This is a genomic window from Chachezhania antarctica, from assembly GCF_003646465.1.
GTDB lineage: Bacteria > Pseudomonadota > Alphaproteobacteria > Rhodobacterales > Rhodobacteraceae > Chachezhania > Chachezhania antarctica.
On sequence record NZ_QZEX01000005.1, the window covers coordinates 259,825 to 273,353 of the forward strand.

Below are 13,529 nucleotides of genomic sequence, written 5' to 3' on the forward strand. Positions count from 1 at the left end.
TCGCTTCCCGGAGATCTGCCTCAGGTCGTGTCCCGTTTACGGGATTTTGCGACAAGTTACGTAAAATTGGCCGCGCGGGCCAGACAAATTGCATGGCTCGGCGTGCATAAGCCGCTTTGTCGTAACGCGGGCGCTACAAATCCGCGGTTCTACCGCAGGTATTGCGCCACTTCGGCCATGAAATCGGCGCCGCGCTGTTCGAAATTGTCGTACTGGTCGAAGCTGGCGGCGGCGGGGGCCAGCAGGATTGTATCGCCCGGCTGTGCCTCGGCCACGGCGCGTTCGACGGCCTGGGCCATCGTCGTGCAGATCTCGGCCTCGACATCCAGTTCCAGCGCGAAACCGGCCGCGGCGCGCCCGATGACATAGGCCTTGGCCACGGCGCCGGTCTGGCCTTTCAGCGCGCCAAGCCCGCCTTCCTTCTCCAGCCCGCCACAGATCCAGCGGATGCGCGGGAAGGCAGACAGGGCTTTCACCGCGCTGTCGACATTGGTGGCCTTGCTGTCGTTGACGAAGGTGATGCCGTCCTTTTCGCCCACGATCTGGGAGCGGTGCGGCAGGCCCGGATAGGACCGCAAGCCATCCTCGATCAGCCGGGGCGCCAGCCCCAGCGCGCGGCAGGCGGCGTAGGCGGCGCAGGCGTTCTGGTGGTTGTGCGCCCCCGGCAGGCCCGGGATTCCGCGCAGGTCGATGCTGGCCTGCTGCCGCCCCTTGCGGGTTTCCGAAAGGAAACCCTTGCGGGCCATAACGTTCCAGCCCGGCCCCGCCAGCTTGTGCCCGACGGCAACGCGGATCACCCGGTCATCGGTGGGCCCTTCGCTGAGTTGCCCGGCAAGGTACTGGCCCTCGGCCTCGTCCACGCCGATCACTGCGCGGTCCGGCCCGCCTTCGGCGAAGAGACGGCGCTTGGCGGCGAAGTACCCGCCCAGCCCCGCGTGCCGGTCCAGATGGTCCGGCGACAGGTTGGTGAACACGGCAATGTCGGGCGTCATCGCGCGGGCCAGGTCGGTCTGGTAGGACGACAGCTCAAGCACCACCGCGGCCCCTTCGCCCGGCGGATCGATCGACAGCACGCCCCGGCCGATATTGCCGGCAAGCTGCACGGGCTTTCCTGCGATTTCCAGGATATGGTGGATCAGCGCGGCAGTGGTGGATTTCCCGTTCGACCCCGTCACCGCGATCACGCGCGGCGGCACGTCGAGACTGTCCCACGCCTCGGTCGCCAATGACCGGAAGAACAGCCCGATATCGTTGTCCACCGGCACGCTGGCCGCGTAGGCCGCGGCGATGGCCTTGTGGGGCGCAGGGTACAGGTGCGGGATGCCGGGCGAGACGACCAGCAGGTCGAGTTCCGCCATCACGTCATCCCGCGACAGGTCGCGGGTGTCATAGCCATAGCCTTCGGCCTTATCGCGGGCGGGGGCGTTGTCGTCCCACAGGATGACCGTGGCGCCGCCTGCCTCCAGCGCCTCGGCCGCGGCCATGCCCGACCGGCCCAGACCCAGCACACCCACCGTCGCGCCCTTGACGAAACGCACCGGGATCATGACGATGCCCCGGCGCGAGCTTGCAAGCGCGTCAGCGCCTCGGCCGCGCGGTCGGCGGGCACGAAGACATGATCGTGATGGAAGGCCGCGACCATGTTGCAGGGAATGCCCGCCCTGGCCAGTTCACCGGCCACCGCGGCCGTCAGCCCGACCCCGTCGAGCGCCGAATTTACCTGCAGCGTGATCCGCCGCATCGGCAAGGGGCCGGCAAGACCCAGCGCCTTTGCATCGTCCCCGGGCAGGATCGCCGACAGGCCTTCGTCTTCGATGAAGGTACTCAAGGCGCATTCCTTCACGCGAGGGGCCAGCGGCCCGTCAGGGTCCACGGTGCAGAAGTGCCAGAGACCCGGATCCAGACGCGGGCTCATACCCGCGATCATCGCGCCCGTGTCCCTGACCGTCATGATCCTACCGTACCTTCAGCGTTGCCAGCCCGATCATGGCGAGGATCAGCGAGATAATCCAGAAGCGGATCACGATGGTGGGCTCCGCCCAGCCCTTCTTTTCGTAATGGTGGTGGATCGGCGCCATCAGGAACACGCGCTTGCCGGTCCGCTTGAAGTAGGCGACCTGGATGATCACGCTCAGCGCCTCGACCACGAACAACCCGCCGATGATGCCCAGCACCAGTTCGTGCTTGGTGACAACGGCAATCGCCCCCAAGGCACCGCCAAGCGCCAGAGACCCGGTATCGCCCATGAACACCGCCGCCGGCGGTGCGTTGTACCACAAAAAGCCAAGCCCGGCGCCGAAAAGCGCCAACGCGAAGATCAGGATCTCGCCCGTGCCGGGAACGTAGTGAACTTCGAGATACTCGGTGAAGTCGACCCGGCCCACGGCATAGGCGATGACGCCCAGCGTCATGGTGGCGATCATCACCGGCATGATGGCCAGCCCGTCCAGCCCGTCGGTCAGGTTCACGGCGTTGGCCGCGCCCACGATCACGAACATGGCGACGGGAATGTAGAAATAGCCAAGGTGCAGCAGCACGTCCTTGAACACCGGGACCGCCAGTTCGAACCGCAGTTCGGCCGGATGGTACCAGACGGCCCAGACCGACGCGATCAGCGCGATCAGGAAGCCAAGGCCCAGCCGCACGCGGCCCGGCACGCCCTTGGTGTTGCCCTTCGACACCTTGGCGTAATCGTCCCAGAAACCGATGGCGCCGTAGGACAGCATCACGAACAGCACCAGCCACACGAACGCATTGTCGAGCCGCGCCCACAGCAGCGTCGATGTCGTCAGCGCGCCGACGATCAGCAGGCCCCCCATCGTGGGGGTCCCGGCCTTGGAAAAGTGGCCCTCCGGTCCGTCATCGCGGATAGGCTGGCCCTTGCCCTGCCGGCGACGCAGCACGTTGATCAACGGCCGCCCGAAAACGAAGGCGAACAGAAGCGACGTCAGGAAAGCCGCCCCGGCGCGAACCGTTATGTAGCGGAAGAGGTTGAAGAAATCCCCCCCGTCCGAAAGTGTCGTCAGCCAATAGAGCATGTTCCGTCCTTCACCCGACCGCCATCGTCAGCCGGTTTCCCCGAGCTTGCGAATACCGTTAACCACAACTGCCAGCTTCATGCCCAGCGAACCTTTGACAAGTACCGTGTCCCCCGGCTGCAACTCCGCGCCCAGCTGCGGCACGAGTTCGGCGCTGGTCTCCACCTGCCGCCCCCGCCGCGCCTCGGGCAATGCCGTGTGCAAATACGCCATCTGCGGTCCGACGCAATGCACCTTGTCGATCACGGCCATCGCCGGCAGATCGGCCAGCGCCGCGTGCAGATCGGCAGAGGTCGGCCCAAGTTCCAGCATGTCGCCCAGGATCACGATCCTGCGCCCCCCGGCGTCGCCGGTCGAAGCCAGCACTTCCAGCGATGCTGCCAGCGACGCCGGGTTGGCGTTGTAGGAATCGTCGATCAGGTGCAGCGCGCCGCCGGGCAGCGCCACGTCCTCGCGCGCGCCGCGGCCGGTGACGGCGGTCCATTGGGCGAGCGCCGCGATGGCCTGATCCCGGTCGGCGCCCATCGCTTCGACGGCGGCCAGCGCGCCAAGGGCGTTCAGCGCGAAATGCTTGCCCGGCGCGGCAAGGCGGAAGGTGAAATCGTGGCCCTGGGCGCGGGCCGATACCTGGGTGCCGGTGCCGTCCACGTCGATCTTCAGCGCCTGGTAGGCATCCATCTCGCCGTCGGGCTTGGTGCCGAAGGGCACGATGCGGGCGCCGTGGGTCGGCGCGACCGAGGCCAGCACGGCAGCCGTGTCGATATCGGCGTTGACGATGGCGGTCCCGCCCGGCTCCAGCCCCTCGAAGACCGATGCCTTCTCGCGCGCGATGCCTTCGATGTTCTCGAAGGCCTCCAGATGCGCGGGCGCAACGGTGGTGACCATGGCAACATGCGGGCGGGCCATGCGGGCCAGCGGTGCGATCTCGCCCGGGTGGTTCATGCCGATCTCGATCACGGCAAAGCGGGTATCGCGGGGCATGCGCGCCAGTGTCAGGGGCACGCCCCAGTGATTGTTGTAGCTGGCGACCGAGGCATGGGTCGGCCCTTGCGGCGCCAGCATGGTGGCCAGCATCTCCTTGGTCGATGTCTTCCCGACACTGCCCGTCACCGCGACGACCCGCGCATCGCACCGCGCGCGCCCTGCCCGCCCCAACGCTTCCAGCGCGGTCTGGACATCGTCCACCACCAGCAGCGGCGCGTCGTCAGCCACGCCATCGGGCACATGGGTGACCATGGCCGCCGCCGCGCCTTTGGCCAGCGCATCGGCCACGAAAACGTGCCCGTCCCGGGCGGCCTTCAGGGCGATGAACAGGTCGCCCGGCTGGATGGTCCGCGTGTCGATGGACAGGCCCGAGACCCGCCACTCGCCCTGTGCCGTTCCACCGGTGGCCTCGGCCGCCTCCGCGGCGGTCCACAGTGCCGTCATACCGGTCTCCCTTCCAGCGCTTCGACAGCCATGCTGGCCTGTTCGACATCGTCGAAGGGCAGCACGTCGTCGCCCACGATCTGCCCGGTCTCGTGCCCCTTGCCCGCGATCAGCAGGGCATCGCCGGGGCCAAGCGACGCCACGCCGCGCAGGATCGCCTCGGCCCGGTCGCCGACTTCCTCGGCACCGGGGGCCGCGGCCATGATGGCAGCGCGGATCGCCGCCGGGTCCTCGGTACGGGGGTTGTCGTCGGTGACGATGACATGATCGGCGTTTTCCACTGCCGCCGCCCCCATCATCGGGCGCTTGGCCGCATCCCGGTCGCCTCCCGCGCCAACAATGCAGATGATCCGGCCCAGCACATGCGGGCGCAGCGCCTTCAGCGCGGTCGAAACGGCATCGGGCGTATGGGCGTAATCGACGAAAACGGTGGCCCCGTTCGACCGTCGGGCGGCAAGCTGCATGCGTCCGCGGACGGAAGAAAGCTCGGGGAGCGCGCGGAACACCTGCTCGGGCGCGCAACCCGACGCGATGGCAAGCCCGGCGGCGACGAGCGCGTTTTGCGCCTGAAAGCCGCCCAGCAGGTCCAGCCGGATCTGTTGCGGCACGCCGTGGAAGGCAAAGCGCAGGTCCTGCCCCGTGGCGTCATAGCGCTGCGCCAAAAGGTTCAGGTCGCCCAGCCCCCGGCCCACGGTGATCACCGACTGCCCCCGGGCCGCAGCAACCGCCCGCATTTCCGGCCCGCGCGGATCGTCGAGGTCGATCACCGCCGTGCCGTCTTCCGGCAGAACACGGCGGAAGAGGCCAGCCTTGGCCGCGAAATAGGCATCGAACCCCGCGTGGTAATCCATGTGATCCTGCGACAGGTTCGTGAACGCGCCCGCCACAAGATGCACGCCGTCCAGCCGGCGTTGTTCCAGACCGTGGCTCGATGCCTCCATCGCCGCGTGGGTGACGCCTGCCGCCGCGGCCTGCGCCAGCATGCGGTGGAGCGTGATGGGTTCGGGCGTGGTGTGATGCAGCGGGGCCGTCCACGCGCCTTCGATGCCGGTCGTGCCGACATTGACGGCAGACAGGCCCAGATGCGTCCAGATCTGGCGGACGAAACTGGCGACGGATGTCTTGCCGTTCGTCCCCGTCACCGCGACCATGGTCTGCGGCTGTGCGCCGAACCACAATGCGGCCGTCATCGCCAGCACCTGCCGCGGGTCTTCGGCGGCGACGACGGCCGTGTCCGATCCCGCCAGTGCATCGGCGGCCATGTCGGCGCCGGCCGCATCTGTCAGTATCGCCGCCGCCCCGCGGTCCAGCGCCATCGGCACGAATGTCGCGCCGTGGACCTGCGTGCCGGGCAAGGCCGCGAACAGGTGCCCGGGTTCCACAGCGCGGCTGTCGACCGACAGGCCCGTGATGTCAGGATCGCGCCCGTCGCGGGCCGTCAGCCCGAGCTGGCTGAGAAGTCTGGCCTGCGTCATGCGCCACCGTCTTCTTATGGGTTAGTTTGCGGAGAGGCTTATACCAGCCAATTGCCCCGGTTCAACGTTCGGTCTGAGCCCCAGCAGCGGAGCGATGCGCACGATCAGCTCGGCCGCGACGGGAACCGCCGTCCAGCCTGCTTCGCGCCGGTCCTCGTCGCTGGAATTCTCGTAAGCCTCGTCGAGCGACACGACCAGCACGTAACGCGGGTCATCCACCGGGAACATCGACGCGAAGGTCGCGATCACCTTGTCCTCGTGGTAGCCCCCCGTGCGCTTCGGCTTGTCAGCGGTGCCCGTCTTGCCCGCCACGGCATAGCCCGGTACGTCGCCGAACCGCCGCGCGGTGCCCTGCGTCACCACGTGCCGCAACATCTGGCGCGCCTCGTACGCCGCCTTCTCCGACAGCACGCGGGGCCCGTGTTGCGGGCCGTTCCGCTTCAGCACGGTCGGGCTGACCGCATAACCGCCATTGGCAATCGTCGCATAGGCCGCCGCAAGATGGAGCGAACTGGTGGACACGCCATGGCCGTAGGAGATCGTCATGGTCGACAGCGGCGTCCAGCGTTTCGGGAAGAGCGGGCGCACGCCGCTGGCCTCGGCGATTTCGAAGGGGGTGGGATCGAGCAGACCCAGCGCTTCGAGGAATTCCTTCTGCCGCTCGCCGCCGATCTGTTCGGCCAGCCGCGCGGTGCCCACGTTCGACGACTTGGTGATGATCCCGTCGACCGAAAGCTCGTGACCGTAATTGTGGTAATCGTTGATCCTGAACCCGCCAGCCCGGATCGGGCCGCGAATGTCGATGATCGTGTCGGGCGTCACCAGGCCAAGGTCCATCGCCTGCGCAGCGGTGAAGATCTTGAAGGTCGAGCCCAGTTCGTACACCCCCTGCACCGCACGGTTGAAAAGCGGGCTGTCCTCGTCGGGCTTCGTCGGATCGCGGCTTGGGCGGTCGTTCGGATCGAAATCCGGCAGGGACGCCTTGGCCACGATCTCGCCCGTGTGCACATCCATCAGGATCGCCGCGGCGCCCTTGGCGTTCATCAGCCGGTATCCGCCTTCCAGCACCCGCTCCATCGCCGCCTGGATCGTCAGGTCGAGCGACAGGACCAGCGGCTTGTCGGCGTTGGACGGATCGCGAAGATATTCGTCAAAGCTTTTTTCCACACCGGCGACGCCGATCACCTCGGCCGAGTTCACGCCCTGCTTGCCGAAGGACGCGCCCCCCAGAATATGCGCCGCGATGGGGCCATTCGGATAAAGCCGCATCTCGCGCGGGCCGAAATGGAGGCCCGGCTCGCCCATGTCGAAGACGGCCTGCCGCTGTTCGGGGCTGATCTGCGGCTTGATCCACGCGAACTTGCGTTTCGGGTTGTGGACGATCTTGGCCAGCGCCACGGGATCGAGATCCGGGAAGATCCCTGTCAGCCCGGTGATCGCGGCATCGGGATCGACCAGTTGCCACGGGTGGACGTAAAGCGAGTGGGTTTCGAGGTTCGTGGCCAGCACCCGGCCCTTGCGGTCAAGGATGTCGGCGCGCTGCGCGGCAATCTCGGACCCGTGGGCCGATGCAACCGGTTCGGCCGGTTCCGTCATCGCCAGAACGCCCATGCGGGCGCCGATGGTCACGAAGGCACAGAAGAAGAACAGCCCCAGAACCACAAGCCGCCCTTCGGCACGGACACGCTGGCGGTTCTGCTGGTCGATCTGGCGCTGGCGCAGGTTCTCGCGTTCGATGACGTCCGGGTTTTCACCGCGGGCGCGGGCCGGCAGGATCCGGGCCAGGGGGCGCAGGGGCGTGCGGGTCATTGGCTGACCTCCGTCTTCGCGCGGGACTGCACCGGCGTGGCCCTGACCTGAACCAGCCCGGTCGGCGCGCCACCATCCTTGTCGGAGGCCAGCGCGATCACGTTCATCATCTGCATTTCGGCGACGGGCGGATAGGGAATCTCATCGATATGCCCGAACTGGTCGGGCCGCAGCGGCAGCAGACCCAGCCGGTCGAAATTCGCCTCGGTCAGGTCCATCAGCCGGTCGGGGCGGTTCAGGTAGGCCCATTCCGCCTTCAGCACGTTCAGCCGCGCCCGGGCGGCGCTGATGTTCTGCTGCAGGTTGCGCGTGTCGGCCAGAACCTGCTGCGTCGCGTAGTTCTCGCGATAGGCCCAGAAGGCCAGGCCAAAGACCGCCAAGGCGGTCAGAACGTAGAACACACCTCTCATTTGCGGCGCCCTTTCAGTTGCGGCATTCCGATCTGCTCCGGCTCCAGCTCTTCGGCCGGGGCCTTCGTGCGCATGGCCACCCGCAACCGGGCCGACCGTGCCCGCGGGTTTTCCGCCAGTTCCTCGGCATCGGGCGGGATCGCCCGGCGGCCCTGCAGGTCAAAGCCCGGCGGTGTCGTCTCCACCTCGGGCGCATAGCGGTTGGCGCGGCCCATGCGGCCGGCACGATGCTGCAGGAAGCGCTTGACCATCCGGTCCTCGATCGAATGAAAGCTGACGACAGCCAGCCAGCCCCCCGGCGCCAGCGCGCGTTCCGCGGCCATCAGGCCGTTGTAGAGTTCCTCGTATTCTCCGTTCACCGCGATCCGCAACGCCTGGAAGGTGCGCGTCGCCGGATGGGACTGGCCCGGCCGCTGCCGCGGCAGGCAGCCTTCGACGATACCGGCCAGGCGCGCGGTGGTCTCGATCGGCGCGTCCAGCCGCTCCGCCACGATCCGCTTGGCGATACGGCGGCTCGCCCGTTCCTCACCGTATATATAGAGTATGTTGGCAAGGTCGGCCTCCTCGGCCTCGTTCACCAGATCGGCGGCACTGGGGCCATCCTGCGACATCCGCATGTCCAGCGGCCCGTCGCGCATGAAGGAAAACCCGCGCTCGGCGCGGTCCAGCTGCATCGACGACACGCCCAGGTCCAGCACGACGCCGTCCAGATCCCGCCCGTATTCATCGAGTTTGGAAAAGACGCCCTGCACCAGCTGCAGCCTGTCGCCATGGGCCCCGGCCCAGCCCTGCGCCAGTTCCAGCGCCAGCGGGTCGCGATCCACGCCGATCACCTTGTCGGCGCCGGCGTCCAGCAAACCGGCGGCATAGCCCCCTGCCCCAAACGTTCCGTCAAGCCACGTGCCCCGCACCGGCGCTACTGCTTGCAGCAGCGGGCGGAGAAGCACCGGCACATGGGGAGCGCTGTGCCCGGCCATCGCCTAGTCCTCCCCGACGGCGTTGAGAAGTTCGCGGGGATCGAAACTGTCGGGCTGGTCGTCCAGCCAGTCCTCGATCTTGGAGACCTCCTCGGCCTCGTAGGTCTCGGGGTTCCAGATCTCGAACGTGGTGCCGGCACCGATGAAGAACGCCGTGTCGGTCAGCCCGATCTTCTGGCGCAGCTTCGCCGGCAGCACCAGGCGGCCGGTATCGTCGACGGATGTTGTGTGGATCTGCCCGTTATAGAGTCGTTCAAGGAACTTGCGTTCCTGCCCGATGGGAAGCTTCTCGATCTTGGCATCGACCTCTTCGATGCCTTTCATCGTGTAGCATTGCAGGTACTTCCGGCGGTGATCGCCGTAGACGATCACGATCTCGGGGTTGGGAAGGGCTGCGTCATCACCTTCGGCCTTAACGGCCTGGTATTCGGGGTCGCCTTCTTCAAGCACACGGCGAAAGGATGCGGGAATCGAAACCCGCCCCTTGCTGTCCACCTTGTGGTGGCTCTCGCCTCTGAACCTGAACCTGCGGCTCAATGCCTGCCCCTTTGTCCGCGCCTGCGCCCTTTCCGCCCCGTTCGAAAACCAGTCTGTAAAAATGCACCCTTAAAACGTGAAAACGGCGGGTTGATCCGCTGCCAACGATCAACCCGCCGCCTCGTCCCGCGTTGCGGGAATGTCCGACTGCGCACGCATTTATGGGGGGATGACTGCTCGCCCGCGCGCCGGATCTTCCATCAGTTGAAGCGGTTGCCTGTATGAAACCTTGATTTTGTTGCCTTCCGTGATCTTTGCCGTCCCGGTTGGCGTCGCTCATCTGATGCAACAGGAATGCCATGGGAAAGCATGGGTTGCAACACCTTTTTATGGGAATTTTCCGGAGCGGCGATGGGTCGAAGCGCTCTTTTCAGCGGAAAACTCGCCCGAAACCACCACATATAGCCTCAAGACCGAAAACCCTTGGCCAATGTAGAGAAATCATGGCGGCGGCGTGCTGTCCCATGAATTCCCCAAAAAATGGCGGCGACGCCCATCTTACCCGAATTTTCACCCTATGTTCCCCGATTTCCGGCACGAGCCGCGAACGCCCCGCGCGCGTACCATTCTATCCCATATTCGGAGTCCTGTCTCTGCATGCCGCGCGCAAAAGCGCGCCTTCGCAGGAATCACACCCGTCCTGGCCGACGGTGGCCCGACAGCCCGGACGCGAATCCACAGATCGTACCGCACCCGAACGAGTCGTCGGTCGCGCAAGAATCGGGATTTCGGTCGAACCGGGGCGAAACAGCCTGACACCCCTCAGGGAATGTCACGCGGGAGTGATGATGACGTTTGGGCAACGGGGCAGGTATCGCCCCGGATTTCAGCGCAGCGCAAAAAAATTACGCATGAGCCCATGCACTTGCCGCATGGCAGCATTGCCGATCAAGGCGTTGTGCATCCGCAGCAATTACCGCATATTCATCTCATCGAAACGCAAACGGGCGATCAAGCCCGGCGGTACAGGAAGACGGACCCAGAAGGGATCGCACTGTAAAAGGCCAGAGCAGGTCACCGTGAAGGATCGTAAGAAGACGGCGGCGGGCGGCCTGACAGCCCGCAGGAACATATGAATCAGGTTCTCCTCTCCTCCTCCCTAGAGAACCTGTTACTCGCGGCGGCATCCTCCTCCTCCCTGATGTCGCCGCTTTTTACAACGGCTCGGAAACGGGCCCAGGTTGCGCCGGGGATTTCTCCTCCCTCACCCCGGTAGCATCTCGAAACGGCGGCCTCCTCCTCCCTTGGGCCGCCGTTTCCCGTTTCGGGGGGCTTCCAGATTTTCAGATCATGCGCCCGGCCGTTGCCGCGGGGGCGCTGCCGCCGCACCCCCGGAGTATTCCGGGAAGAAAGTAAGGCACGATGTCCTTCTTCTCTTCCTCAATTACTCCCGCCCGGGGCGGACCAACGCGCAAGCGACACCTGCGCCCTGCCCATGAAAGCGCGCGCCCGGGCCACAGGCCCGGCGCCGAACACTCGCCGCAGAGCCTATGTCAGAACGGAATATCGTCGCTTCCCGTCACGAAGCGGGCGACCACCTTCTTGTGCCCTGCCTTCTCGAAATCGACGTCCAGCTTGTCGCCTTCGATCCCGGCGATCACGCCGTAGCCGAACTTCTGGTGAAACACGCGCTGACCCATGGTGAAGGACGACACCGCTTCAAGGTCGATCACCATGTTGCGGCTTTCCTTGGGCTGCGACGTGCCCCGCTGCGCCGACCGCGCCTGCAGGCGGCGCCAGCCGGGCGAGTTGTAGACATTGGCCTCGGCCGCGCGCGTCTCGACGCCACCACCCCCGGCTTGCTGACCGCCCCCGTAAAGGCCCGGCGGCGTCAAGACGTCCACGTGATCGGCCGGCAGCTCATCGATGAACCGCGACGGCATCGACGATTGCCACTGACCGAATACCCGCCGGTTCGCGGCAAAGGAAATCGTGCAGACCTCCTCCGCCCGCGTGATCCCGACATAGGCCAGCCGGCGTTCTTCCTCGAGCCCCTTGAGCCCGGTCTCGTCCATCGAGCGCTGTGACGGGAAAAGCCCGTCCTCCCAGCCCGGCAGGAAGACGGCGGGAAACTCCAGCCCCTTGGCCGCGTGCAGGGTCATGATCGACACTTTCGCGCCGTCGCCTTCGGCCTCGTTGTCCATGATCAGCGCGACGTGCTCCAGAAACCCTTCCAGGTTCTCGAAGCTCTCCAGCGCCTTGACCAGTTCCTTCAGGTTCTCCAGCCGCCCCGGCGCTTCCGGCGTCTTGTCGTTCTGCCACATCGCCGTGTAACCGCTTTCATCGAGGACTTGCCCGGCCAGGTCCACGTGCGAGACATCCGCCTCCCCCGTCATCCGGCCCCAGCGTGCAAGATCCTCGACCAAGGTACGCAGCTGGCCCGCCCCCTTGCCCTTGATCGCGCCCTCCTCGATGGCGATCCGCGCGCCTTCGATCAGGTTCACGCCATGCTGGCGCGCCGTCACCTGGATGGTCTGCTGCGCCTTGTCGCCCAGGCCCCGCTTGGGCGTGTTCACGATCCGCTCGAACGCCAGATCGTCGTCGGGGCTGACCACCAGCCGGAAATAGGCCATCGCATCGCGGATCTCGAGCCGTTCGTAGAAGCGCGGGCCGCCGATCACCTTGTAGGGCAGACCGATCGTCAGGAACCGGTCTTCGAAGGCACGCATCTGGTGCGAGGCGCGGACAAGGATCGCCATCTCGTCCAGGTCGATGGGCCGGATCCCGCGGGTGCCCTTCTGAATCGACTCGATCTCGTCGCCCACCCAGCGAGCTTCTTCCTCGCCATCCCAATGCCCGATCAGGCGGACCTTCTCACCCTCGCTCGCATCGGTCCAGAGCGTCTTGCCCAGCCGCTTTTCATTGGCCGCGATCACGCCCCCGGCCGCGGCGAGGATATGGGGGGTCGAGCGATAATTCTGTTCCAGCCGCACCACGTGGGCGCCCGGAAAATCCTTTTCAAACCGCAGGATGTTGCCCACCTCGGCGCCGCGCCAGCCATAGATCGACTGGTCGTCGTCGCCCACGCAGCAGATGTTCTTGTGCGTCGCCGCAAGAAGCCGCAGCCACATGTACTGCGCGACGTTGGTATCCTGATATTCGTCGACAAGGATATAGCGGAACCAGCGGCGATACTGGTCCAGCACGTCCTCGTGCGTCTGGAAGATATGGATCACATGAAGCAGCAGATCCCCGAAATCGACCGCGTTGAGCTCCTTCAGGCGGGCCTGGTACTGGGCGTAAAGCTCCGTCCCGCGGTGATTGTAGGCGCCGGCCTCCGCCACGGGGACCTTTTCCGGCGTCCAGGCGCGGTTCTTCCAATTGTCAATGATTCCGGCCAGCATCCGTGCGGGCCAGCGCTTGTCGTCGATGTTCTCGGCCCGGACCAGCTGTTTCAGCAGGCGCAGCTGGTCGTCGGTATCGAGAATGGTGAAGTTCGACTTCAGGCCCACCAGTTCGGCGTGGCGCCGCAGGAGCTTCACGCAGATGGAATGGAACGTGCCCAGCCAGGGCATCCCTTCCACGGGCTGGCCCAGCATGTCGGCCACGCGCACCTTCATCTCGCGCGCGGCCTTGTTGGTGAAGGTCACGGCCAGGATCTCGTTCGGGCGCGCGGTGCCGGTGTTCATCAGGTGCACGATCCGCGCCGTCAGCGCCCGGGTCTTTCCCGTGCCGGCACCCGCCAGCATAAGGACCGGACCGTCGAGGATCTCGACCGCCTGGCGCTGCTCGTCGTTCAGCCCGTCAAGATAGGGCGTGGGCCGCGCAGCCATGGCGCGGGCGGAAAGGGACGCGGCTTCGAAGGCGTCCATATCGTCGAAACTGCTCATGCGTGGAAGATACAGCGGAATGGAC

Annotated in this window: 11 protein-coding genes; 1 reads left to right on the forward strand and 10 read right to left on the reverse strand. The window is 66.0% G+C overall.

Features of this window, described 5'->3' with window-relative positions; translation table 11 throughout:
• Window positions 1-149: 149 nt before the first annotated feature.
• From murD to mraZ, 9 genes are read right to left on the reverse strand one after another with little or no spacing between them, the layout of a single operon-like run.
• Window positions 150-1,547 carry a UDP-N-acetylmuramoyl-L-alanine--D-glutamate ligase gene (gene murD, locus D4754_RS12160; protein ID WP_121063873.1) on the reverse strand — a complete coding sequence of 466 codons (1,398 nt, stop codon included), beginning with the start codon at window positions 1,545-1,547 and terminating at the stop codon, window positions 150-152.
• Complete coding sequence (locus tag D4754_RS12165) at window positions 1,544-1,951, reverse strand: ACT domain-containing protein (protein WP_121063875.1); 408 nt, start codon at window positions 1,949-1,951, stop codon at window positions 1,544-1,546. Before D4754_RS12165 ends, murD begins: the two co-directional genes overlap by 4 nt.
• Before the next feature lie 4 nt (window positions 1,952-1,955).
• A complete protein-coding gene (mraY, locus tag D4754_RS12170) occupies window positions 1,956-3,038 on the reverse strand; it encodes a phospho-N-acetylmuramoyl-pentapeptide-transferase (RefSeq protein ID WP_121063877.1) in 1,083 nt (360 codons plus the stop codon).
• Window positions 3,039-3,065: 27 nt separating this feature from the next.
• Window positions 3,066-4,466, reverse strand: coding sequence for a UDP-N-acetylmuramoyl-tripeptide--D-alanyl-D-alanine ligase (locus D4754_RS12175; protein ID WP_121063879.1), 1,401 nt, complete (start codon window positions 4,464-4,466; stop codon window positions 3,066-3,068).
• Window positions 4,463-5,941 (reverse strand): UDP-N-acetylmuramoyl-L-alanyl-D-glutamate--2,6-diaminopimelate ligase, encoded by a 1,479-nt coding sequence (locus D4754_RS12180; RefSeq protein WP_121063881.1) that lies wholly within the window; start codon window positions 5,939-5,941, stop codon window positions 4,463-4,465. Before D4754_RS12180 ends, D4754_RS12175 begins: the two co-directional genes overlap by 4 nt.
• Before the next feature lie 21 nt (window positions 5,942-5,962).
• Complete coding sequence (locus tag D4754_RS12185) at window positions 5,963-7,750, reverse strand: peptidoglycan D,D-transpeptidase FtsI family protein (protein WP_121063883.1); 1,788 nt, start codon at window positions 7,748-7,750, stop codon at window positions 5,963-5,965.
• Entirely contained in the window at window positions 7,747-8,160 is a 414-nt protein-coding gene (gene ftsL, locus D4754_RS12190; RefSeq protein WP_240453863.1) for a cell division protein FtsL, read from the reverse strand. The genes D4754_RS12185 and ftsL overlap by 4 nt, the downstream gene beginning before the upstream one ends.
• Window positions 8,157-9,137, reverse strand: coding sequence for a 16S rRNA (cytosine(1402)-N(4))-methyltransferase RsmH (rsmH, locus tag D4754_RS12195; RefSeq protein WP_121063885.1), 981 nt, complete (start codon window positions 9,135-9,137; stop codon window positions 8,157-8,159). The genes ftsL and rsmH overlap by 4 nt, the downstream gene beginning before the upstream one ends.
• A 3-nt stretch (window positions 9,138-9,140) precedes the next feature.
• Window positions 9,141-9,674, reverse strand: coding sequence for a division/cell wall cluster transcriptional repressor MraZ (gene mraZ, locus D4754_RS12200; protein WP_121063887.1), 534 nt, complete (start codon window positions 9,672-9,674; stop codon window positions 9,141-9,143).
• An 872-nt stretch (window positions 9,675-10,546) separates the two neighbouring features.
• On the opposite strand from mraZ, the gene D4754_RS24230 reads away from it, so the two are divergent.
• Complete coding sequence (locus D4754_RS24230) at window positions 10,547-10,750, forward strand: hypothetical protein (RefSeq protein ID WP_205589624.1); 204 nt, start codon at window positions 10,547-10,549, stop codon at window positions 10,748-10,750.
• Between the two features lie 417 nt (window positions 10,751-11,167).
• Here D4754_RS24230 and D4754_RS12205 read toward each other — a convergent pair whose 3' ends face one another.
• On the reverse strand, window positions 11,168-13,504 hold the full coding sequence (locus D4754_RS12205; RefSeq protein ID WP_121063889.1) for an ATP-dependent helicase: 2,337 nt from the start codon (window positions 13,502-13,504) through the stop codon (window positions 11,168-11,170).
• Window positions 13,505-13,529 lie beyond the last annotated feature (25 nt).